We start from the raw sequence: 21335 nt of genomic DNA, 5'->3' as shown, positions 1-21335 counted from the left end.
AGATGCTGGCGGCACTGCTGGGCCAGGCACAGGCGACTTTCGCCTCAGAGCTGGTGATCGAGGGCGACAAGGCCCGCGTAACCCGCGAAGTTGATGGCGGTCTGCAGGTTATTGAGGTGAAGCTGCCAGCGGTCGTCTCCGTCGATCTGCGCCTGAATGAACCGCGTTACGCAAGCCTTCCGAACATCATGAAAGCCAAAGCCAAGCCGCTGGCGGTGAAGACCCCGGCTGATTATGGCGTTGATATCAGTCCGCGCCTGACCGTCGTGAAAACCACCGAACCTGCCGGACGCAAAGCGGGCGTGCGCGTAGCCTCGGTCGACGAGTTGCTGGCGAAACTTAAAGATGAAGCGGGGGTGATCTGATGACCGTTCTCCTGATTGCTGATGTGAACGAAGGCCAGCTTGCCACCGATTCGGTTGCCAAAGCCCTAACGGCGGTGAAATCGCTGGGTGACGTTCACCTCCTGGTGCCCGGCCCGGCGGCAGCCGCAGCAGAGGCTGCGAAACTGAGCGGCGTCTCGAAGGTGCTCAATGCTGCCGATGCGGGCTTTGCGCATGGGCTGGCAGAGCCTGTCGCGGCGCTGATCGTCTCGATCGCCGCCGACTATAGCCATATTGCGGGCGCTGCGACCGCGTTTTCCAAGAACATCCTGCCCCGAGTCGCGGCTTTGCTGGATGTGATGGTGATCACGGATGTGACCGCCGTTATCGATTCTGAAACCTTTGAGCGGCCAATATACGCTGGCAACGCGATTCAGACGGTGAAATCTTCGGACGCGAAGAAGGTCTTTTCGGTGCGCACAGCTGCCTTCGCGGCTGCAGATGCTGGCGGCTCTGCGGCGGTTGATGCGGTTAATGGCCCGGCGACTGACGGCCTTTCCTCTTTCGTTGAGGATCGGGTCGCAGCCTCTGATCGCCCTGAACTGACCTCGGCGAAGATCGTCGTGTCGGGTGGACGTGGGGTCGGCTCGAAAGAAAGCTTCGCGGTGATCGAGAAGCTGGCCGACAAGCTGAACGCGGCCGTGGGCGCGTCGCGCGCGGCGGTGGATTCGGGTTACGCCCCGAACGACTGGCAGGTTGGCCAGACCGGGAAAGTTGTGGCCCCGGATCTTTACGTCGCCGTTGGCATCTCGGGTGCGATCCAGCATCTTGCGGGGATGAAGGATTCAAAGGTGATCGTCGCGATCAACAAGGACGAAGAGGCCCCGATCTTCCAGGTCGCCGATTATGGCCTGGTCGGAGACCTGTTCACACTCGTGCCAGAGCTGACTGAAAAACTCTGACCCCCATTATCAACAAAAGGGCGCCCATCGGGCGCCCTTTTGCACTGCCCCAGGCGAACTCGCGGGGCCCGGGCTTGCCGATAGTCAGATGCAGGCCTAATCTCAGCGCGAAAACAAAGAGGGGCGTATCATGGACATCCGTTTGGTCGGCATCGTAGGCGCGGGGCAGATGGGCAACGGCATCGCCCATGTCTTTGCGCTGGCCGGGTATAAGGTCTTGCTGAATGACATCAGCGAGGCCTCGTTAACCAATGCGATCACCGTGATCGGACGCAATCTCGACCGCCAGGTCTCTCGCGGGAAGATCAGCGCAGACGAAAAGCAGGCGGCGATGGACCGCATCGCCACCACATTGAACCTGGGGGATCTGGGACAGACCGACCTGGTGATCGAGGCTGCGACCGAACGCGAATCAGTCAAGCAGGCGATCTTTGATGAGCTGTTGCCGCATCTGAAACCCGAAACCATTCTGACCTCGAACACCTCGTCCATTTCGATCACCCGTCTGGCCTCGCGCACCGACCGCCCCGAGAAGTTCATGGGCTTTCACTTCATGAACCCGGTCCCGGTCATGCAGCTGGTCGAGTTGATCCGCGGCATCGCCACCGATCAGCAGACCTATGACGCCTTGCATGCGGTGGTGGAAAAACTGGGCAAAACCGCCGCCTCGGCCGAGGATTTTCCCGCCTTTATCGTCAACCGGATCCTGATTCCGATGATCAATGAGGCGGTCTATACGCTTTATGAAGGGGTCGGAAATGTGCGCTCGATTGATGAGGCGCTGAAGCTGGGCGCAAACCATCCGATGGGCCCGCTGGAGTTGGCCGATTTCATCGGTCTCGACACCTGCCTTGCGATTATGAATGTGCTTTATGATGGGCTGGCCGATACCAAATACCGCCCCTGCCCGCTTTTGACCAAATATGTCGAGGCCGGTTGGCTGGGCCGAAAGTCGCAGCGCGGCTTCTATGATTATCGTGGCGAGACCCCTGTCCCCACCCGCTAAACGCGGCAAAAGCCAAATAGCCACACCGGAAGCCCTGCACAAACGCCCGCCAGTAAGCGGGCGTTTTTCGTTTTGCATCAGACACCTGCACTGCGCCCTGCCTCCGTTACCAGCCATCAGCAAACTCTGCGCTGGTCAAGCGGCACACAGATACTCATCATACCTGTTGACACTTTGGCAAAGCCGCTCAATTCTCAGGCAACCAGGGAGGACCGCGCCATTCCGGGGCGGGCTGGGAATTTTGGAGGAGATCCGGGGATGACTTTCACCCGCCGCGCATTCGTATCGACACTTGCCATCGCCACCGCCCTGAGTGCTGCAGGCATTGCCGCCGCTCAGGACAAGCCGCTGATCGCGATCATCACGCCCAGCCATGACAACCCCTTCTTCAAAGCTGAAGCCGATGGCGCCGCGAAGCGCGCGGTTGAGCTGGGCTATGACACGCTGATCCTGGTTCACGACGACGACCCGAACAAACAGTCGCAGGTGATCGACACCGCGATTGCCCGCGGCGCGAAGGCGATCATCATCGACAATGCCGGGGCCGATGCTTCGGTCGCGCCGGTCAAGCGCGCGAAAGACGCAGGTGTTCCGTCCTTCCTGATTGACCGCGAAATCTCGGAAAGCGGCATCGCTGTTGCCCAGATCGTTTCAAACAACTACCAGGGCGCGCAGCTTGGCGCTGAGAAATTCGTCGAGCTGATGGGCGAGGCCGGGAATTATGTCGAGCTGCTCGGCAAGGAATCCGACACCAATGCCGGGGTTCGCTCGTCGGGCTATCACGACATTATCGACCAATATCCCGATCTGAAAATGGTCGCGCAGCAATCGGCAAACTGGTCGCAGACCGAGGCCTATGCCAAAATGGAGACCATTCTTCAGGCCAATCCCGATATCAAAGGCGTGATTTCCGGCAATGACACCATGGCGATGGGGGCCTGGGCCGCGCTTGAGGCGGCAGGCCGCACCGATGTGATCGTGGTCGGCTTTGACGGCTCAAACGATGTGCGCGATTCGATCCTGAAAGGCGGCATCAAGGCCACCGTGCTGCAGCCCGCCTATAACCAGGCGCAGATTGCGGTCGAACAGGCCGATCAGTTCCTGAAAACCGGCTCGACCGGGCTTGATGAAAAGCAGCTGATGGATTGCGTGCTGATCGACGAAAGCAATGCCGCGAAACTTGAAACTTTCGCGCTGGCTGACTGAGCGCACCCGCATTCCTGATGACATCTGCATGCCCCTGAACCGCTTCGGGGGCATGCCGTTCTGCAAGTCTACCCTGAGGAAATGACGCGTGCCACGATCCGCCTTTGGTGTCTCTGTCTTTTGTCTTGCGCTTGGCCTTGGGCTGGCGGGCTGCAAAATCGTGCCCGATCCAGACCCGAATGAGGCAGGGGCCACAGCCGCTGGCCAAAGCGATGATGAGCGGATGCAGGCCTATGCCGCCGACGCCTGGGAGCCGCGCGTTCTGCCTGTGATCGCGGGCAAACGGCTGCCGTTGCGCGATCTGCGCCAACAACTGGCCGCAGACCCGTCTGCAGCCGGGGCCGCGCATGGGCTGCGCCCCCAGGGCGACAGCAATCCCTGGAATTTCGCTGTTACAGGCGAGGGCGTGATCACCGGCGGCAAGACCGACAGCCGCGCCGCGAAACTTGAGGTCGACACCGACGGCGATGGAAAAGGCGATCTGACCATCCAGCTGGGCCCGGTGATCCGCGGCACCGCGATCCGCGACGCCATGCCCTTCGTGGTCTTCACCGATTTCCGCGACCAGATCGAATTTGCCAAATTGGCCAATGCTTTCAACGCCGAGGCGCATAAGCGCACCCCCTTCCCCGAGGGCGATATCATCGGCCAGCAGGTGCAGTTCGAGGGCGTCTTTACCCTGCAGGGCAAGGGCGAAAAGATCGAGCTGGTGCCGACCGCCCTCAGCTATGGGGGCTGAGATGGCCGCAACAAGCATGGCCCCAACAGATCAGGCAGAAAAGCACCCGATCGGCCTGACGATCCGCGATGGTGTAAAGGTCTATCCCGGCACCAGGGCGCTGAAAAACGTCGATTTCGACCTGCGCATGGGCGCGGTCAATGTGCTGGTCGGCGAGAACGGCGCCGGAAAATCGACGATGATGAAGGTGATCGCCGGGGTCGAGCGTCTGACCAGCGGCCGCATCACCATCGACGGCCGCGATGTGGTTCTGACCTCGACCAAGGATGCCGCCCGCCACGGGATCGGCATGATCTTCCAGGAGCTGAACCTCTTCCCGAACATGACGGTGACAGAGAACATCTTCATCACCCGCGAAAAAACCCGCGCCGGCTTTGACATCGACATGGCCAGCCTGCGCGAGGAAACCCGCGCCCTGATGCGGCGGCTGGAGCAGGATATCGACCCCGACACCCCGGTCGGCGATCTGAAGGTCGGCCAGCAGCAGATCGTCGAGATCGCCAAAAGCCTGGCGCAAAATGCCCGCATCCTGATCCTGGACGAGCCGACCTCGGCGCTGTCAGCGGCAGAGGTCGAGATCCTCTTCCGGGTGATCGACGATCTGCGCGGCCAGGGCGTCGGCATCGTCTATATCTCGCACCGCATGGACGAGCTGATCCGCGTCGGCGATTACATCACCGTTCTGCGCGATGGCGCCATCACCGGCAGCCAGTCGATGGAAGGCGTCGATATCCCCTGGATCGTGCGCCATATGATCGGGGAAAGCTCGAAGGATTTCGCCAAGGAAATCGCCCATGATTTCGGCCCCGAGGTGCTGCGGCTGGAACATATCCGCGCCCCGAACAGCCACGGCAGCTTTGATGTCGATGATGTCTCGCTCAGCCTGCGCGAGGGCGAAATCCTTGGCATTTACGGGCTGATGGGCGCGGGCCGCACCGAGCTTCTGGAATGCATCATCGGCGGCAATACCACCTATAAAGGCGAGATCTATGTCCGCGGCGAGCGCGTCAGCGACCCTTCTGTCGCCGGGCGGATCGCCCGCGGCATCGCCCTGATCCCCGAGGATCGCAAGCGCGACGGTCTGATCCAGATCCTGCCGATCCGCGAAAACATGACGCTTTCCAGCCTCAGCGCGCTGACCAAAGGCATCCATCTTTCGCTGAAACGCGAGCTGGGCGTGGTGCGCGATTTCATCCGCCGGATGACCGTGAAAATCGCCAGCCCCGAGCATGAGGTCTCATCCCTTTCGGGCGGAAATCAGCAAAAAGTGGTTATTTCCAAAGCCCTGATGACCGGGCCCAGCGTCTTGCTGATGGACGAGCCTTCGCGTGGGATTGATATCGGCGCCAAGGCCGAGGTGTTTCGCGTCATGCGCAAACTGGCCGCCGACGGGCTGGGGATCATCTTCGTGACCTCAGACCTGGAAGAGGTCATGCAGCTATCCGACCGCATCATCGTCATGTCGAACGGCCGCATCTCGGGCATGTTCGATATCGCTGACGCCACCGAGACAAAGCTGATCGAGGCATCAGCCAGAGGACATGGGGGCGGGCACGGAGGCGGACACGGAAGCGGGCATCCGCCCGCCCAGCCCCATTCCCCCGCCGCAGGCCCGGAAGGGCGCGGCACTGAAATTCACGCGGCGGAGGACGCGAGCAGATGACCGACACCACCAATCCAACCGCAGCCCGGGTCGATTCCGGCAGCATGCTGCTGCTGATCCTGCAGGCCCGCACCTTTATCGCGCTGATCCTGGTCTTTGTGTTCTTTTCATTTGCCGCGCCGAACTTCCTGTCAGCGGCCAATATCGTGATCATGTCGAAACATGTGGCGATCAATGCGATCCTGGCCATCGGCATGACCTTCGTTATCATCTCGGGCGGGATCGACCTTTCCGTCGGCTCTATCGTCGGGCTTTGCGGCATGGTGGCGGGCTGGCTGATCCTGAACGGGATCAATCTGGGGCTTGGCTGGTCGATCCAGTTCAATACCTTTGAGATTGTGCTGATCGTCGCGGGTGTCGGCGTTCTGGTGGGGGCGGTGAACGCCTTTCTGATCACCAAACTGAACGTCGCGCCCTTTATCGCCACGCTGGGCACGCTTTACATCGCGCGGGGGGCGGCGATGCTGTCCTCTGAGGGGCGCACCTTCGCCAATCTGAACGGCAACCCGGAATATGGCTCTGACACCTTCCGCTGGATCGGCGCCGGAGACATGCTGGGCATCCCGGTCTCAATCTGGATGCTGGTGGCGATTGGCCTGTTTGCCGCCTATATCTCGCGTCGCACGCCACTGGGGCGCTATATCTATGCGGTGGGCGGCAATGAAAAGGCCGCGGCCCTGTCAGGGGTCAAGGTCACCCGCATCAAGTATTTCGTCTATATGTTCTCGGGTTTTTGCGCGGCCATGGTCGGGCTGATCATCGCCTCGCAGCTGGTGGCATCGCATCCCGCGACCGGCGACACCTTCGAGCTGAACGCTATTGCGGCGGCAGTGCTGGGCGGCACCTCGATGTCGGGCGGGCGCGGGCGGATCGGCGGCACGATTGTGGGCGCCTTTGTGATCGGCGTGCTGTCGGACGGGCTGGTGATGATGGGCGTCTCGGCCTTCTGGCAGACGGTGATCAAGGGGCTGGTGATCGTCGGTGCCGTGGTGATCGACCAGGCGCAGCAACGCCTGCAGGCCAAAGTCGCGCTAAGGGCCCAGGCGGCCCTGGGCTAAGCCGGTTTAACGAAATGAAAAGGCCAGGCTCACGAGAGCCTGGCCTTTTTCAATGCGCTCTGCAGTTTAGCCTTTGCCCAGCGACAAAGTATGCTCTCGCAGCCAGGCGAGGAAGCCACGCGGGTTCCCCTCCCATTTCTTCAGCTCATCTGCGGCAATCGGCTGGCCGATATAGGGGCGCTGCGGTTTGAAAAGCGCGCGCTTGATTTCGCGCAGCAAAAGCCCCTGGCGCAGCGTGTCAGACAGTTTGTTGGCGATCAGAAAGCTGCGGCTGTTCTGGCCCGGGAAATAGATCGGCAGGATGGTGGCCCCGGTCGATTTCACGATCTTATGGGTGAAGACGTTCCATTCGGCCTCAATCGCGGGGCCGAAATATGTCTCTGACATCGCCACTTTTCCGGCCGGGAACAGGATGATAACGCCACCGCGTTTCAGCTGCGCCATGGTCTCATTGCGCATCTTCAACCCCTCTTCGCGCGCATTTTCCTCATGCGGGAAGGGGACGGGGATCATGAATTCCTCGACCTCGGGGATGCCGGTCAAAAGCGAGCGGGTCAGGATTTTGAAATCCGGCCGCACCCGGGTGATCATCTCGGCCATGATCATCCCATCGACCAGGCCAGAGGGGTGATTGGCCACCACCACCACCGGGCCAGTGGCCGGGATGCGGGCGATTTCCTCGGGCGGCGTGTCGATCCGGATGCCCATATGGCGGATCGCCTTGGGCCAGAAAGGCGCACCAAAGGGGGCCCCGGATTTCTCAAAGCTGCGGATCAGCCGCAAGAGCTGGATCTTCGCGGTCAGCCATTCGATGGTGCGGATCGTATTGGCCTTGAACGGATTGCGAAAGGTGCCCGCATAGGACAGCCGCCGCATGTCATAGGCTTTTTCGACCGGCACAGCAGGCGCCGGCTGCCCGGCATGGGCAGCAGATGTCGACGGCTCGACGGGCGCAGCTGGCGTCGATTTCTCGGCAGAAGGGCTTTGTTCAGTCACGAAGCGACGATCCTCAGCGTGTTCGCCCGAAACCAGAGCCGAAAAGCGGCCCCGTTCATCCGGGCTGACCGCCTCTCAATAATCCTCTCCGAAGCGCCCGGCAACCAGTGCCTCCAGCGCATCGGCAAGTTTCTCCGCCTCGGGGCCGGATGTGGTGACATCAATCGCCGTCCCGCGCGAGGCCGCCAGCATCAAAAGCCCCATGATGGAATCGCCAGAAACCTCCATCCCGTCTTTCATGACCAGGGCGTCGGCATCATGGGCCTCTACCGTCTCGACGAATTTCGCCGAGGCGCGGGCATGCAGCCCCTTTTCATTGACGATCCTGAAAGTCCGCAAAACATGTCCCCTGAAAATAGACCCGGCTTTGATGTCAGGGGCATGCCCCGATCTGCCGCCTGAAAGTGTAGCGCCCCGGATCATCCCGGATCAATCGCGCCGAATCAAAATCGTCCGGCTCAGATCCCGCCGCCCAGGTCGAGGCTGTTGATATATTTGCGCCCCGCATCCAGCGCTGCCGCCACCGCCTCTGGCACCGGCAGGTCGCGCGATTTCGCCAGTTTGATCAGCATCGGCAGGTTGGCCCCATAAAGGATGCGCCGCCCCGAGGCCGTGCAGGCAGGCAAAGACAGGTTAGAGGGCGAGCCCCCGAACATATCGGTCACCACCACGACCCCATCACCCAGATCGACAGAATTGGCCGCCGCAATGATTTCCGCCTGTTTGGCGTTGCGATCATGCTCATCCTCGATCGCAATGGCGATCATACCGTCCTGTTTGCCCACGACATGCTCGACCGCGGCAAGATATTCCCGCGCAAGCCCTCCGTGGGCGACAATTACAATCCCGATCAAGCAGACACCTTGTCAGCTGGGCCAGCGCTCTCGCCGGCCTTGCGTTCCAGTTCCCTGTGCCGTTTTGACACCGGCCAGCCAGCCTGTGCAAGGGCACGCCCCATCAATTCCACCATTGCAACCGAGCGGTGTTGCCCGCCGGTGCAGCCAAAGCCAATCGCCAGATGCGCCTTGCCCTCATCGATCTGGGCGGGCAGCAGAAATTCCGTCAGATCGCGCAGCTTTGCCAGAAAAGGCGCGAAATTCGGATCCTTTGCCAGGAAATCCTGCACCAGAGCGTCACGCCCGTCCAGCGCCCGCAGCCCCGGCTGCCAATGCGGATTGCGCAAAAAGCGGCAGTCAAACACCATATCCACCCCACGCGGCAGGCCCCGCCGATAGCTGAAGCTTTGCAGCGAGACCGCCAGCTTGCCTGCCTTTGCCGGTTCAAACCAGCGTTTTATCTCGGCCTTCAGGTCATGGGGGGTCAGATCCGTGGTGTCGATCAGCAGATCGGCCCGCACCCGAATCGGGGCCAGCAGGTCCAGCTCGCGCTGAATGCCCTCGGTCGGGGTTTCATTCGGGGCCAGCGGATGGCGGCGGCGGGTTTCAGAGAAACGGCGGATCAGTTCGGGCCCGGCGCAATCCAGGTAAAGCACCATCGGCACCACCGCCGGATCGCGCACCATCGTATCGATCAGCTCGATCAGCGCGGTCGCGTTGAAGTCGCGGTTCCTGACATCCAGCCCCAGGGCAAGCGGACGATCAGGGGGGGTGCCCTCCAGCAGGCGCGGGATCAGGCTGAGGGGGATATTATCGATCACCTCATATCCCAGATCTTCCAGGACGCGGATCGCCGTGGTTCGCCCGGCGCCCGAGGGGCCGGTGACCAGAACCAGTCTGAACTCTCGTGAGGGGTCATCCCCTGACGTGTCTTCCCGCAGCATCCCGGCTGTCTGCAGGGCCCCCTGCAAAGAGGCGTCCATGGCTCACTCCTGCCGCGCGCCCTTCATCAGGGCGAGTAATCCTTCAGCAAGATGCTCATTTTGCGGCCGCAGCACAAGCGGCAGTTCATATCCCAGCAAATCAATATGGCGGCGCGGCGGTAATCTCTCGCTCTCGCTGCGCCCCAGATCAACCGCCAGCGCCACCGGCAGCGGGCCGGATGCCAGATCACCTGGATTTATGCGCAAGATCCCAAGGCCCCGCGCCTCAATCAGGCCGCGAATCGTATCCGAGGGGCAGGCCGCCAGCAGCTGCCCCCCCTGCAGGCAGATCCTGGTGCGGTCATCGGCGATCAGCTGCGCGCCAAAGGCGATCAGCCGCAGCGCAAGCGATGATTTTCCCGCCCCCGAGGGGCCAAGAATCAACAGTGCCCGCCCCGCAATCGCCACCGAAGAGGCGTGCAGCACCTGATCGCTGCTGCCTGCATTTATCCCGTTGCTCAAACCGGCAGGCCAACCACGAAACGCGCACCCAGCGGTTCCGAATTCGGATCGGCCTGCGGGTGGCGGATGTTTTCGGCCCAGATAACGCCGCCATGCGCCTCGACGATCTGTTTCGAGATCGACAGGCCAAGGCCGGAGTTATTGCCGAAATGGGTCTCAGGGCGGTCAGAGTAGAAGCGCTTGAACACTTTGGTCAGCGCCTGTTCGGGAATACCGGGCCCGGTATCCTCGACCACGATCAGCACGCGGTTTTCGCGCTGCCGCGCCCAGACCCGCACCGCATCGCCATTCTCACAAAAGGACACCGCATTGGTGATCAGGTTGACAAAGACCTGCGCCAGCCGCGCCTCAAGCCCGAGGATCATGATCTTGCCCGCCGGCAGATCGGTCAGGAAATCAACGCCCTGCCCTGCCGCCTGCTCGCCCAGATAGGTGGTCAGATTGTTCAGGGTCTGCACCAGATCGAAGGCTTCCTCTTCTTCCTTCACCAGTTCGCTGTCGAGGCGCGAGGCGTTGGAAATATCCGAAACCAGACGGTCCAGACGGCGGACATCATGCTCGATCACATCAAGCAGCTTCTCGCGGTGCTCTTCTTTCTTCACAAAGCGCAAAGACCCCACCGCCGAGCGCAGACTGGCCAGCGGGTTCTTGATCTCATGCGCCACATCGGCGGCAAATTGTTCATTGGCATCAATGCGATCATAAAGCGCCGCCACCATGCCGCGCATGGCCACGGAAAGCCGCCCGATCTCATCAGGGCGAGCCGCCAGATCGGGGATCCGCACCCGGCCGGGCGAGACCTTGCCCCCGTCACCGCCGCGCCCGATCTCGGCCGCAGCCGCCAGATCCGACAGCGGATTGGCGATGGTCGAGGCCAGAACCAGCGAAAGCCCGATCGAGACCAGCAGCGCCACGATAAACACCTGCAGCACCTGCTCGCGCTCGTAACGCACAAGGCGGTCGATCTCACCGGCAGCCGAGGACAGCACCACCACCGAATTGACCGTGCCACCGGCCACAATCGGGGTGGCGACAGAGAAAACCTTGCCCCCCTCAACGCCAAGCCCGGTGGCCGTGCTGGTCTTCCCGGTCATGGCCGAGGGCAGCACCTTGCGGGCCAGCGTTACACTGTCTTCGCCCTGCAGCCTGGTGCGCCCCAAAGACAGCACCACCGAAACCCCATCCCAGACCGAGTTCAGAAAATCGGTGATAACGGTCGGACGTTCCGGGATCGGGCCCATCTCCGGGCCGGTGCGGCTGGTCAGGACATTGCCTTCGGGATCAAAGACGAAGGCCACCACCCCCGGTGCCAGCTCGATCCGGGCAAGGGCTGCCTGATAATCAGGCCCGCCCTGCACCCGGCCCTGACTGGCCTCGATCACAGAGGCGATCAGCCGTGCCTCGCGCACCAGCCCCGCCTCGCGGCTGACCACCAGGCTGTCGCGGAACGGGTTCAGAAACAAGACCCCCGCCACCAGGACAACCAGGGCCATCAGATTGAAAATAATGATTTTTCGCGCCAGAGGGCTGCGATTTAGCGCAACCAGCCCGCCGATAGGCCGCGCCAGGCGCTGCTCATCGGGGATACTGTCGGGAGAGACCCAGTCTTCGCCCAAAAGCACCTCTCCCCCGCGACGGCCTTTGCCGTTGCGGGGGCTGCGATTGTCAGACCCAAGGCGCGGAGAGGTTGTCATTCTTCGTTGTAACGGTAGCCGATTCCGTAAAGCGTCTCGATTGCTGAGAAATCATCATCAACCGTGCGCATCTTTTTGCGAAGCCGTTTGATATGGCTGTCGATGGTGCGGTCATCGACATAGACCTGATCATCATAGGCCACATCCATCAGCTGATCGCGCGACTTCACAAAGCCGGGCCGCTGCGCCAGGGCCTGCAACAGCAGGAACTCGGTCACCGTCAGCGAGACATCGCGGCCCTTCCAGCTGACCGCATGGCGCAAGGGGTCCATCCGCAGCTCGCCGCGTTCGATCACCTTGTTTTCCTCGGCCACGGGCGCGTCTGTTGGCACCCCCGCATCCTGACGGCGCAAAAGCGCCCGGATCCGCTCGACCAAAAGGCGCTGCGAGAACGGCTTTTTGACATAGTCATCCGCGCCCATGCGCAGACCCAGAACCTCGTCGATTTCATCGTCTTTCGAGGTCAGGAAGATCACCGGCATCGAGGTTTTCTGCCGCAGCCGCTGCAGCAGATCCATCCCGTCCATCCGGGGCATTTTAATATCGAGGACCGCCATATCGGGAAGGCGGCGATTGAATGCGTCAAGGGCCGACTGGCCATCTGTATAAGTTTCGACTTCGAACCCCTCGGCTTCGAGGGTCATCGAGACTGATGTCAGAATGTTCCTGTCGTCGTCCACCAATGCGATGCGCGACATAATAAAACCTGCTCTGTTTCTTTTGTGAATATAATCGCCAATGCACCGCCCGGAATCAACAGGAAACGAATCAGCGGGCACAATTCAGACACATAAATGCCTTAAAAACTGCTATAGCATGGCCAATTTGCCTCACTATCGGCAATGTTCAGCCACTGGTTGCGCTAACCTGAAAATGGTTGCGCTAACTGACTGAAACGTAGCTGTTTTCCTTTCCAAACTGCGTGTTATAGCCGCCCAGAGGGCCGCAAAACAGAGCCCGACCCTCTGCGCCCAAGGCCCGGGCGCATCTTTCAACCAAGGCCGCGCCAGGCGCGCGGCGACCGGAGCTTGGCACGGATATGACGATGAATGGACGCGTGAACCCCAAACGCACTTTGGAACACCAGGGCATCACAGGTGCCGGATCCGTCCACTATAACTATCGTGAGCCAGCACTTGTCGAAGCCGCGGTCGCCCGCGGCGAGGGCCATATCGGCAAGGGTGGCGCGTTTCTCTGCACGACGGGGAAGTTCACCGGCCGCTCGCCCAAAGACAAATTCGTGGTCCGCACCGCTGCCACCGAAAACACCATCTGGTGGGAAAACAACGCGCCGATGACGCCCGAGGCCTGGGCTTTGCTGAAGGCCGATATGCTGGACCATCTGAAAGGCCGCGAGCTTTTCGTCCAGGATCTTTACGCAGGCGCCGCCCCTGCGCACCGGGTTGACGTGCGGATGGTGACGGGCCTTGCCTGGCATAATCTGTTCATCCGCCACCTTCTGCGCCGCCCTGAGGCCGCTGAACTTGAACAATTCGAACCTGAGTGGACGATCATCAACCTGCCGTCCTTCAAGGCCGACCCGGCGCGTCACGGCTGCCGCACCGATACCGTCATCGCGCTGAACTTCGACGAGAAGACCGTGCTGATCGCCAATACCGAATATGGCGGCGAGAATAAGAAGTCGGTCTTCACCATCCTGAACTACCTGCTGCCCGAAAAGGGCGTGATGCCGATGCATTGCTCGGCCAACCACGCCATCGGCAACCCCGATGACACCGCCGTTTTCTTCGGCCTGTCGGGCACCGGGAAAACCACGCTTTCGGCTGACCCCTCGCGCATCCTGATCGGCGATGATGAGCATGGCTGGTCGGACACGGGCACCTTCAATTTTGAGGGCGGCTGCTACGCGAAAACCATCAACCTCTCGGCCGAGGCCGAGCCGGAGATCTATGCGACCACGCATCGCTTTGCGACCGTGGTCGAGAATATGGTCTGGGATCCCGAGACCTTTGACCTCGATTTCGAGGACAACTCGCTGACCGACAATATGCGCTGCGCCTATCCGCTGGACTATATCTCGAACGCAAGCCCAACGGGTCTGGGTGGTCTGCCGAAGAATATCGTGATGCTGACCTGCGATGCCTTTGGGGTTCTGCCGCCGATCTCGCGGCTGACGCCTGCCCAGGCGATGTATCACTTCCTTTCGGGCTTCACCTCGAAAACCCCGGGCACAGAGCGCGGCGTGACCGAACCGACGCCGACCTTCTCGACCTGTTTCGGCGCCCCCTTCATGCCGCGCCGCCCCGAGGTTTACGGCAAGCTCTTGCAGGAAAAGATCGCCAAAACCGGCGCATCCTGCTGGCTGGTCAATACCGGCTGGACCGGCGGCAAGCATGGCACGGGGCGGCGGATGCCGATCAGGGCGACCCGCGCACTGCTGACGGCGGCGCTGGATGGATCGCTGGGCCGGGTGCAGTTCCGCAAGGATCCGAACTTCGGCTTTGAGGTTCCGGTCGATGTGCCCGGCGTCGATCCGGTTCTGCTGAACCCGCGTGAGACCTGGGAAGATAAGGCCGCCTATGATGCCCAGGCACAGGTTCTGGTCGGGATGTTCTCGAAAAACTTCGCGCAATATGTGGCGCATATCGACGATGATGTCCGCGCCGCAGCAATCGGCTGATTTGTTCGATAAGTGAAATTCAAACCGCCCGGAAACGCTGGTTTCCGGGCGGTTTTGTTTGATTTCCGTAAGCGCCTTAGTCCAGTGGCAACTGCGCCCGCAGGTCATCCCCGAAGATCAGCATGGTCGGGCCGGATCTTGCCGCGCCCTCGCGCAGGAAATCGGGCAGCTGCACGACATCCGTGACCCGCTCGACATGCCAGCCTGAGGCCGAAGCAATCTTCGCCAGGTCGGGCGTATAGATATCTACGCCCAGGGTCGGGATATTGCGGGCAATCATATAGGATTTGATCTCGCCATAGCCGCTGTTGTCATGCAGCAAAAGCACCACCGGCACCTGCGCCTCACTGGCAGAGGCCAGCTCTGACAGCGAGAATTGCAGGCCCCCGTCGCCTGAGATCGCCACCACCGGGCGATCATCCGCCAGCTTCGCACCAATCGCGGCTGGCAGCCCATAGCCCAGGGTGCCGAACCCGGTGGCCGAGTTGAACCAGGTACCGGGCGCGGCGGCCTCATAATTCATATTCCCGGCATAGGTCAGCTGGGTGGAATCGCCGACCATGCGCACGCCGGGCAGTGTATCGCGCACCAGCGACAAAAGGTTCAGGTCGCGCAGATAGGCCTCTGGCAGATCATCGCGGCCCTTGCAGGCGCGGGCTGCGCGGGCCGCGCCGTCCTTTTGCGGCCCGGCCGGGGCAAGCGGCAGCAGCGCCTCGGCAAAGCCCGCCGCATCCGAGACAATCGCCAGATGCGGCGTGATCCCCCGCGCCATATGCACCGGATCCAGATCGACGCGGATCAGCGTGCCGGGCAGCGCAAAACCGCCATCCTCATTCATATCGTAATCGGTCAGGCCAAATTCGGTGCCAATCGCCAGCACCACGTCGGCCCCCGCGATCAGCGCCCTGGTCGATCCCAGCGAGGGCGACAGCGGCACCGCCAGCGGATGACCCGGCGGCAGCAATCCGCGTGCATTTGTGGTCATGACCAAAGGCGCATCAAAAGCCTCGGCCAGCCGCCCGATCTCGGCCCGCGCCGCGCCGCCACCCGCCAGGATCACCGGACGCGCAGCCCCCGCCAGCAGCCGGGCGGTTTCAGCCAGGGCGGCAGGCGCGGGGCCGGGACGCGACAGCTGCATCGGTTCGGGCATCGGCAGATGGCCTGCCTCGGCCAGCATCACATTGATCGGGAGTTCAATATGCACCGGGCGGGGCCTTGCGCCGTTAAAGACCGCGAAGGCCTGGGCCAGCATGCCTGCCAGCTCTTCGGGGCGGTTCACGGTGCGCGAGAAGGCACAGACGCCAGAGACCAGCGCCTGCTGATTGGGCAGCTCATGCAGCCAGCCCTCGCCCGAGCCCATCCGCCCATGCGCATTCACCGTGGAAATCACCAGCATCGGGATCGAATCGCCATAGGCCTGGCCCATAGCGGTGGTGATATTGGTCATGCCCGGCCCAGTGATGATAAAACAGACGCCGGGCTTGCCCGAGGCCCGCGCATAGCCATCGGCCATGAAACCCGCGCCCTGCTCATGCCGGGGGGTGATATGGCGGATGCCAGAGCCGGTGAGACCGCGATACAGCTCGACCGTATGGACGCCGGGGATGCCGAAAACCAGCTCTACCCCATATTGGCGCAAGAGATGGGTCAGATAGACCCCGGTTGAGATTGATGTCGTCACATATCCCCCTTCTGCCGCAGCTGCACGGCAGTTCTTATCAGCACAACCAGCGCCACGATCACGATCAGCAGCACAGAGATCGCAGCGATCGCCGGGTCGATATTGTCGCGCAGGCCCATCCACATCATCCTGGGCAGCGTGACCGCATTCACCGAGGTGATAAAGAGCGTGACCCCGATTTCCTCCCATGAGAGGACGAAGGTCAGAAAAAGCGCCGCGCCCAGGCCAAAGCGGATATTGGGCAGGATCACCCGAAACACCCGCTGCCCCAGCCCCGCCCCCATCGAGCGTGCCGCCAGATCAATCCGCCGGTCCAGCTGCGACAGCGCCACCGTGATCAGCACCACCGCGAAAGGCGCGACCATCACCGCATGCGCCAGCGCGACGCCCATAAAGGTGTCATAGCCGATCACCCCGTTCCACTGGCTAAGGCTGGTCAGGAAGAAATACAGCGTCAGCGCCGAGACGACAGGCGGCGCCACCATCGGCAGCATCGCAATCCCCATGTAAAGCCCGGCAAGGCGCGGCTGCAGCATCCAGATCCCCAGGCTGAAGGCCGCCGCCAGCGCCGTGGCGAAAAGGCTGGCGACCAGCCCGATCCGCACCGAAAGCCAGACACCCTGCAGCCAGGCCGGGTTGTCGATCAGGGCGCGGTAATGGCGCAAAGACCACTCATCCCCCGCCATCGACAGGTTGCGCCCCGGCGTGAAACTGACGGGGACCACCGCAATCAGCGGCATCAGCAGGAAAACCGCGACCAGCGCCGCCAGTATCGTGGCCAAAAGCCCGGGTCTCAGCACCGTCATCGCCCTGTCCCCTTTGCAAATCGCATCGTCAGCATCAGCAAAAGCCCGATTGCCAGCATCATGATCACCGAGATCGCCGCCGCCAGCCCCCAGTCGGGGCTTTGGAAGATGCGCAGCCAGATCAGCTCGGCCACCAGAACCGAGCGCCCGCCGCCAAGGATCGCCGGCGTCACAAAGAAGCCAAGCGCAAAGACAAAGACCAGAAGCATCGCGCCGAAAATGCCCGAGCGCGTCATCGGCACGAAGACCTGCCAGAAGATCCGCGCCCGTGATGCCCCCATGCCGCGCGCGGCCAGCAAAACGCGCTCATCCACGGTGCGCATGGCCGAGGCCAGCGGGAAAACCGCGAAGGGGATCAGGAAATGCACCATCCCAATCACCACGCCAAACTCATTGCGCACCAGCGTCAGGGGTTCCGCCAAAAGGCCCAGATCCTGGCCCCAGGTGTTCAGAACGCCGCGGTTCGACAGCATCGCCAGCCAGCCAAAGGCCCGTGTCAGCACCGAAATCCAGAAGGGGATCAGGATGCACAGCTCAACGAAAAGCCGCATCCAGGGCCCGCCGCGCACCCATAACAGCGTGATCATATAGCCCGCCGCCACCGCCAGCACCGTCACCAGCGCACAGATCCGAACCGTGCGCCAGATCACACTCAGCACCAGCGGATCGCTCAGCGCGGTGCCATATTGGCCAAGGCCCGGCTCTGGCAGGGTCACGCTCCAGCGCATCACCCCCAGAAAGGGCAAAAGATAGGCCAGCGCCAGAAACATCAGCAAAGGTGCCAGCAGCAAAAGACGTGATCGAAGCATGATCCCCCCTCTGGTCAAAAGGATGCCCCGGCCATTGCGGCGGGGCATCCGGGCCTCAGGGTGCATGGCACCCGGGGTTCAGCCTCAGGCCGAGATGATCTTCAGATATTCATCCAGCGCCGCGCCGTAATGCTCTTCATACCAGCCCATATCCAGGGCCATTTGCTGCGCGAAATTCTCGGGCGAGACCGGGTTGTATTTCGCATCTTCCGCAGGCAGCAGCGCATCAGTGGCGGGGTTTGCCGGCCCCTGGCCCAGCATGTTGAACATCACCAGCTGCTTTTCAGGCTCCTGGGCCGAGGCGATGAACTGCATCGCAGCCTCTGCCCCGCCCGGATTGCCCTTGACCACGCCCATCGCGCCGGGCGAGACGAACCCATCTTTCCAGATGAATTTCACATCGCCGCCGCTGTCTTCCTCGATCAGACGCGCCCGGGTGGACCAGACAATCGCCATCGAGGCCTCGCCGTCCAGAAGCAGCGACTGGCTTTCCGAGCCGCCGCCCCAATAGGCGACGACATTGTCCTTAAAGCCCGCCAGCTTTTTATGCGCCCGCTCGATATCCAGCGGGTAAAGGTCGCCCGGGGCCACGCCATCGGCCAGCAAAAGCGCCTCCCAGACGCCAACGCCCCATTTGTAAAGCGAGCGCTTGCCGGGGAATTTCTCAAGATCGAAGAAATCGGCGATGCCGGTCGGCGGGTTGTCCCCGAACTTCGTCGCGTCATAGGCGATGATGTAAGAGAAGAAATAGGTCGAGGAGGAATACTCCCAGCCAAAGCCCTCACGGAATTTCGAGCGGTCGACGATAGTATAGTCAATCGCCTCCATCATGCCCTTTTTGCCAAGCGCCTCGGCAGAGAAGGCATCGACATCGACCAGATCCCAGGTCGGCTTGCCGCTTTCAAACTGCGCCTGGATCGCGCCCTCGGTCGGGCCGGATCCATCCTGGCGCACGGTGATCCCGGTCGCCTCAAGGAAAGGTTTGCCATAGGCGGCGTCATAGGCTGCGCCCGCGTCGCCCCCCCAGTTCACCATCACCAGCTCTTTGGTCTGGGCATTGGCCCGGCCGCCCAGCCCAAGCGCCGAGGTGCCCAGCAAAATCGCAAGACCCGTGTTGAAATTGCGCCGCGAAATCTGACCCTTGCGGGCCTTCATCGCCAGAATTTCCAACTGATCCTGCTGGAATGCTCTGTTCATTCTCTGTCTCCCTGTTGAGGATGTGGCAGTCTCCGGCGTCCGCATCTGATGGCGGATCTGTCCCGGCCGTATCGGTTAAAGCAAAAAGCCGCGCGACGCCTCCCAGCTGGTCCAGAGCGCGGCACCGGGGGCCAGCCCCTCGGGCAGCTTGGCGGTGGGCACATGCAGGGTGACCGGAACGCCCGCTTTGGTGGCCAGCAAAAGCCGGGTCTCGGCGCCCAGATAGGTCAGATCGCGCAGCTGCACGGGCAGCGCATTGCCCTCGCCCGGCTCTGACAGCGACAGATCCATATATTCGGGCCGGATCGCCAGGTGATCGCCCGCCCCATCGGGCAGGCGGATGGCGCGGCCCTCAATGCTGGTGCCGGATACGGGCAGGATATTGATATCGCCCAGGAATTCCGCAACAAAGCGATTGGCCGGGCGTTCATAGATCTCACGCGGGGGGGCGATCTGCTGCAGCTGGCCCTTCTCGAAAATCGCAATCCGCGAGGACAGCGCCAGCGCCTCTTCCTGGTCATGGGTGACAAAGACAAAGGTGGTGCCGGTCTCCTGGTGGATACGGCGCATCTCATCCTGCATCTGGCCGCGCAGGTTCTTGTCCAGCGCCGAGAATGGCTCGTCCAGCAGCAAGACCGGCGGCGCATAGGCCAGCGCACGGGCCAGCGCCACCCGCTGCTGCTGCCCGCCAGACAGGCCCGCGGGCCGCTTATGACCATGGCCGCCAAGGCCGACCATCTCGACCATCTCTTTGACACGGCAGGAAATATCGGCGGCCGAGCGGCCCTGAACCTTCAGCGGGAAAGCGATGTTTTCCTCAACCGTCATATGCGGAAACAGCGCATAGCCCTGGAAAACCATGCCAAAGCCGCGCGCCTCGGGCGGGGTTTCGGTCATGTCCTGGCCATCAAGTGTCAGGCGGCCCGAAGTGGGCGCCTCAAACCCCGAGAGGATCATCAGAAAAGTGGTTTTCCCCGAACCCGAGGGCCCCAGCAAAGTGACAAATTCGCCCCGCCCGATCGTCATCGAGATGTCTTGCAGCGCGGTAAAGCGCCCGAACATCTTGCCGATCCCTGATGCACCGATTTCTGCTGCCTGCGTCACTTGCTATCCCTTGCCAGAGTTGCGGGTTCAGAGGTCTGAGGTCATAGATCAGAGGTCTGTGACCAGATCTCCGGGGCCGCCTGCCATTGCCCAAACAGAGTGCGGACAGGGCAGCCGGGCAGAATATTTTCAAAGCCTGCGGGCATGGCCGCTGAAAAACAATAGAAAGTTTTTCACCCCTTCGGGAAATGAAATTTGTCACTCAGGGGGGTAATCGATCAAAAACCGCCTAATCACCGATCAGTTCATCCAGCAGCCAGTCATGAAAAGCGGCAACTGTGGGATTGCCCTGTTTTTCAGGCGGAACCACCATGAAATAGGAACGGGCAGAGCGCAGCGACAGATCAAAGGGGCGCACCAGATGCCCGGCCCGGATCGCATCCTGGCAGATGAATTCATCGCCCATCGCAATGCCCTGCGCCCCCAGGGCCGCCGCATAGACCAGGTTCATATCGCCGAACAAAAGGCCCCGATGCGCCGCCTCGCCCGGCATGCCTGCCAGGCGAAACCAGCCCTCCCAATCCTCGTAATCGCCCAGATGCAGCAGCGTCGCCGCCGACAGCGCCCCGGGATCGGGAATGCTTTCAAAGCGGTTCAGCCAGGCCGGGCTGCAAAGGGGGGTGAAATCCACCTCTTTCAGCAGCTCGACCTCCATATCCGGCTGATTGCCCAGGCCAAAGGTGATGAAAATATCGATATCGGGGTTTGAGACATCATCCAGGCGGCGGGGGATCTGAACGGATAGCATAACATCCGGGAAAGATTCGACAAAGCCGCCAACCTTGCCGCAAAGCCAGCTCGAGGCAAAGCCGGGCGGGCAGCTGACCGACAGGGATCCGCTGACGCCCCGCGCCGCATTGCGGGTGGCAGAGCCCGCGATCATCGACAGCGCCCGGCGAATGTCAGCGGCATAGGCCTGGCCCTGGGGCGTCAGCTCGGCCCTGGTGCCGATGCGATTCATCAGCCGGAAGCCCAGATCACGCTCCAGCAGGCGCAGCTGATGACTGACGGCGCTGCGCGTCAGATGCAGCTCGTCTGCGGCCTGCCAGACGGTGCCGTGACGGGCAAAGCTTTCCAGCGCACGCAGCGCCTGGGTCGAGGGGATACGGGCCATGACTGCCTCCGGTTCAGACGTGACCACTCTGGCCCATTCAACGCCCCGTGCAAGC

The 21335-nt window shown here is 61.8% G+C and carries 21 protein-coding genes; 8 read left to right on the top strand and 13 right to left on the bottom strand.

From position 1 onward, the window contains the following. The 7 genes from HOY34_RS05650 to HOY34_RS05620 form a co-directional block, all read left to right on the top strand. Positions 1–365, top strand: a 365-nt coding sequence (locus tag HOY34_RS05650; RefSeq protein WP_436645010.1) for an electron transfer flavoprotein subunit beta/FixA family protein, incomplete at its 5' end; no start/stop codon positions are given. Beyond that, complete coding sequence (locus HOY34_RS05645; RefSeq protein WP_172360651.1) at positions 365–1285, top strand: electron transfer flavoprotein subunit alpha/FixB family protein; 921 nt, start codon at positions 365–367, stop codon at positions 1283–1285. The genes HOY34_RS05650 and HOY34_RS05645, both read left to right, overlap by 1 nt. Positions 1286–1415: 130 nt before the next feature. After that, a complete protein-coding gene (locus tag HOY34_RS05640) occupies positions 1416–2291 on the top strand; it encodes a 3-hydroxybutyryl-CoA dehydrogenase (RefSeq protein ID WP_172360649.1) in 876 nt (291 codons plus the stop codon). A 258-nt stretch (positions 2292–2549) separates the two neighbouring features. Then, positions 2550–3497 carry a D-ribose ABC transporter substrate-binding protein gene (locus HOY34_RS05635; protein ID WP_172360647.1) on the top strand — a complete coding sequence of 316 codons (948 nt, stop codon included), beginning with the start codon at positions 2550–2552 and terminating at the stop codon, positions 3495–3497. A gap of 88 nt (positions 3498–3585) precedes the next feature. After that, a complete protein-coding gene (locus HOY34_RS05630) occupies positions 3586–4236 on the top strand; it encodes a DUF2291 family protein (RefSeq protein ID WP_172360645.1) in 651 nt (216 codons plus the stop codon). A gap of 1 nt (position 4237) precedes the next feature. After that, positions 4238–5899: a sugar ABC transporter ATP-binding protein gene (locus HOY34_RS05625; protein WP_253944220.1), complete on the top strand. Its 1662-nt coding sequence runs from the start codon at positions 4238–4240 to the stop codon at positions 5897–5899. Next, a complete protein-coding gene (locus HOY34_RS05620; protein ID WP_172360643.1) occupies positions 5896–6957 on the top strand; it encodes an ABC transporter permease in 1062 nt (353 codons plus the stop codon). Before HOY34_RS05625 ends, HOY34_RS05620 begins: the two co-directional genes overlap by 4 nt. A gap of 66 nt (positions 6958–7023) precedes the next feature. Here HOY34_RS05620 and HOY34_RS05615 read toward each other — a convergent pair whose 3' ends face one another. From HOY34_RS05615 to HOY34_RS05585, 7 genes are all read right to left on the bottom strand, one after another. Beyond that, a complete protein-coding gene (locus HOY34_RS05615; protein WP_436645007.1) occupies positions 7024–7953 on the bottom strand; it encodes a lysophospholipid acyltransferase family protein in 930 nt (309 codons plus the stop codon). Between the two features lie 75 nt (positions 7954–8028). Then, on the bottom strand, positions 8029–8292 hold the full coding sequence (locus HOY34_RS05610) for an HPr family phosphocarrier protein (RefSeq protein ID WP_253944218.1): 264 nt from the start codon (positions 8290–8292) through the stop codon (positions 8029–8031). Positions 8293–8411: 119 nt separating this feature from the next. Further along, the gene (locus HOY34_RS05605; protein WP_172360639.1) at positions 8412–8807 is read right to left on the bottom strand and encodes a PTS sugar transporter subunit IIA; all 396 of its coding nucleotides are present in this window, start codon (positions 8805–8807) and stop codon (positions 8412–8414) included. Further along, on the bottom strand, positions 8804–9733 hold the full coding sequence (rapZ, locus tag HOY34_RS05600) for an RNase adapter RapZ (RefSeq protein WP_172360721.1): 930 nt from the start codon (positions 9731–9733) through the stop codon (positions 8804–8806). The genes HOY34_RS05605 and rapZ overlap by 4 nt, the downstream gene beginning before the upstream one ends. A 42-nt stretch (positions 9734–9775) precedes the next feature. Continuing rightward, complete coding sequence (locus tag HOY34_RS05595; RefSeq protein WP_216654649.1) at positions 9776–10234, bottom strand: HPr kinase/phosphorylase; 459 nt, start codon at positions 10232–10234, stop codon at positions 9776–9778. After that, positions 10231–11928 (bottom strand): sensor histidine kinase, encoded by a 1698-nt coding sequence (locus tag HOY34_RS05590; RefSeq protein WP_172360637.1) that lies wholly within the window; start codon positions 11926–11928, stop codon positions 10231–10233. The genes HOY34_RS05595 and HOY34_RS05590 overlap by 4 nt, the downstream gene beginning before the upstream one ends. Next, entirely contained in the window at positions 11925–12626 is a 702-nt protein-coding gene (locus HOY34_RS05585) for a response regulator transcription factor (RefSeq protein WP_172360635.1), read from the bottom strand. Before HOY34_RS05585 ends, HOY34_RS05590 begins: the two co-directional genes overlap by 4 nt. Positions 12627–12973: 347 nt before the next feature. Here HOY34_RS05585 and HOY34_RS05580 point away from each other — a divergent pair, with 347 nt between their 5' ends. Further along, positions 12974–14569, top strand: a complete 1596-nt coding sequence (locus tag HOY34_RS05580) for a phosphoenolpyruvate carboxykinase (protein WP_172360633.1) — start codon at positions 12974–12976, stop codon at positions 14567–14569. 76 nt (positions 14570–14645) lie between these two features. On the opposite strand, the gene HOY34_RS05575 is transcribed toward HOY34_RS05580, so the two are convergent. From HOY34_RS05575 to HOY34_RS05550, 6 genes are all read right to left on the bottom strand, one after another. Beyond that, entirely contained in the window at positions 14646–16250 is a 1605-nt protein-coding gene (locus tag HOY34_RS05575; protein WP_366926916.1) for a 5-guanidino-2-oxopentanoate decarboxylase, read from the bottom strand. Continuing rightward, complete coding sequence (locus tag HOY34_RS05570) at positions 16247–17056, bottom strand: ABC transporter permease (RefSeq protein ID WP_172360631.1); 810 nt, start codon at positions 17054–17056, stop codon at positions 16247–16249. Before HOY34_RS05570 ends, HOY34_RS05575 begins: the two co-directional genes overlap by 4 nt. After that, on the bottom strand, positions 17053–17865 hold the full coding sequence (locus HOY34_RS05565; RefSeq protein WP_172360629.1) for an ABC transporter permease: 813 nt from the start codon (positions 17863–17865) through the stop codon (positions 17053–17055). Before HOY34_RS05565 ends, HOY34_RS05570 begins: the two co-directional genes overlap by 4 nt. Before the next feature lie 84 nt (positions 17866–17949). Further along, entirely contained in the window at positions 17950–19062 is a 1113-nt protein-coding gene (locus HOY34_RS05560; RefSeq protein WP_172360627.1) for an ABC transporter substrate-binding protein, read from the bottom strand. Between the two features lie 75 nt (positions 19063–19137). Further along, a complete protein-coding gene (locus tag HOY34_RS05555; protein ID WP_366926915.1) occupies positions 19138–20166 on the bottom strand; it encodes an ABC transporter ATP-binding protein in 1029 nt (342 codons plus the stop codon). Between the two features lie 229 nt (positions 20167–20395). Further along, complete coding sequence (locus HOY34_RS05550) at positions 20396–21280, bottom strand: LysR substrate-binding domain-containing protein (RefSeq protein ID WP_172360625.1); 885 nt, start codon at positions 21278–21280, stop codon at positions 20396–20398. Positions 21281–21335: the final 55 nt, after the last annotated feature.

Source organism: Pseudogemmobacter hezensis, assembly GCF_013155295.1.
Lineage (GTDB): Bacteria > Pseudomonadota > Alphaproteobacteria > Rhodobacterales > Rhodobacteraceae > Pseudogemmobacter > Pseudogemmobacter hezensis.
This window is presented reverse-complemented; position numbering and strand designations above follow the sequence as displayed.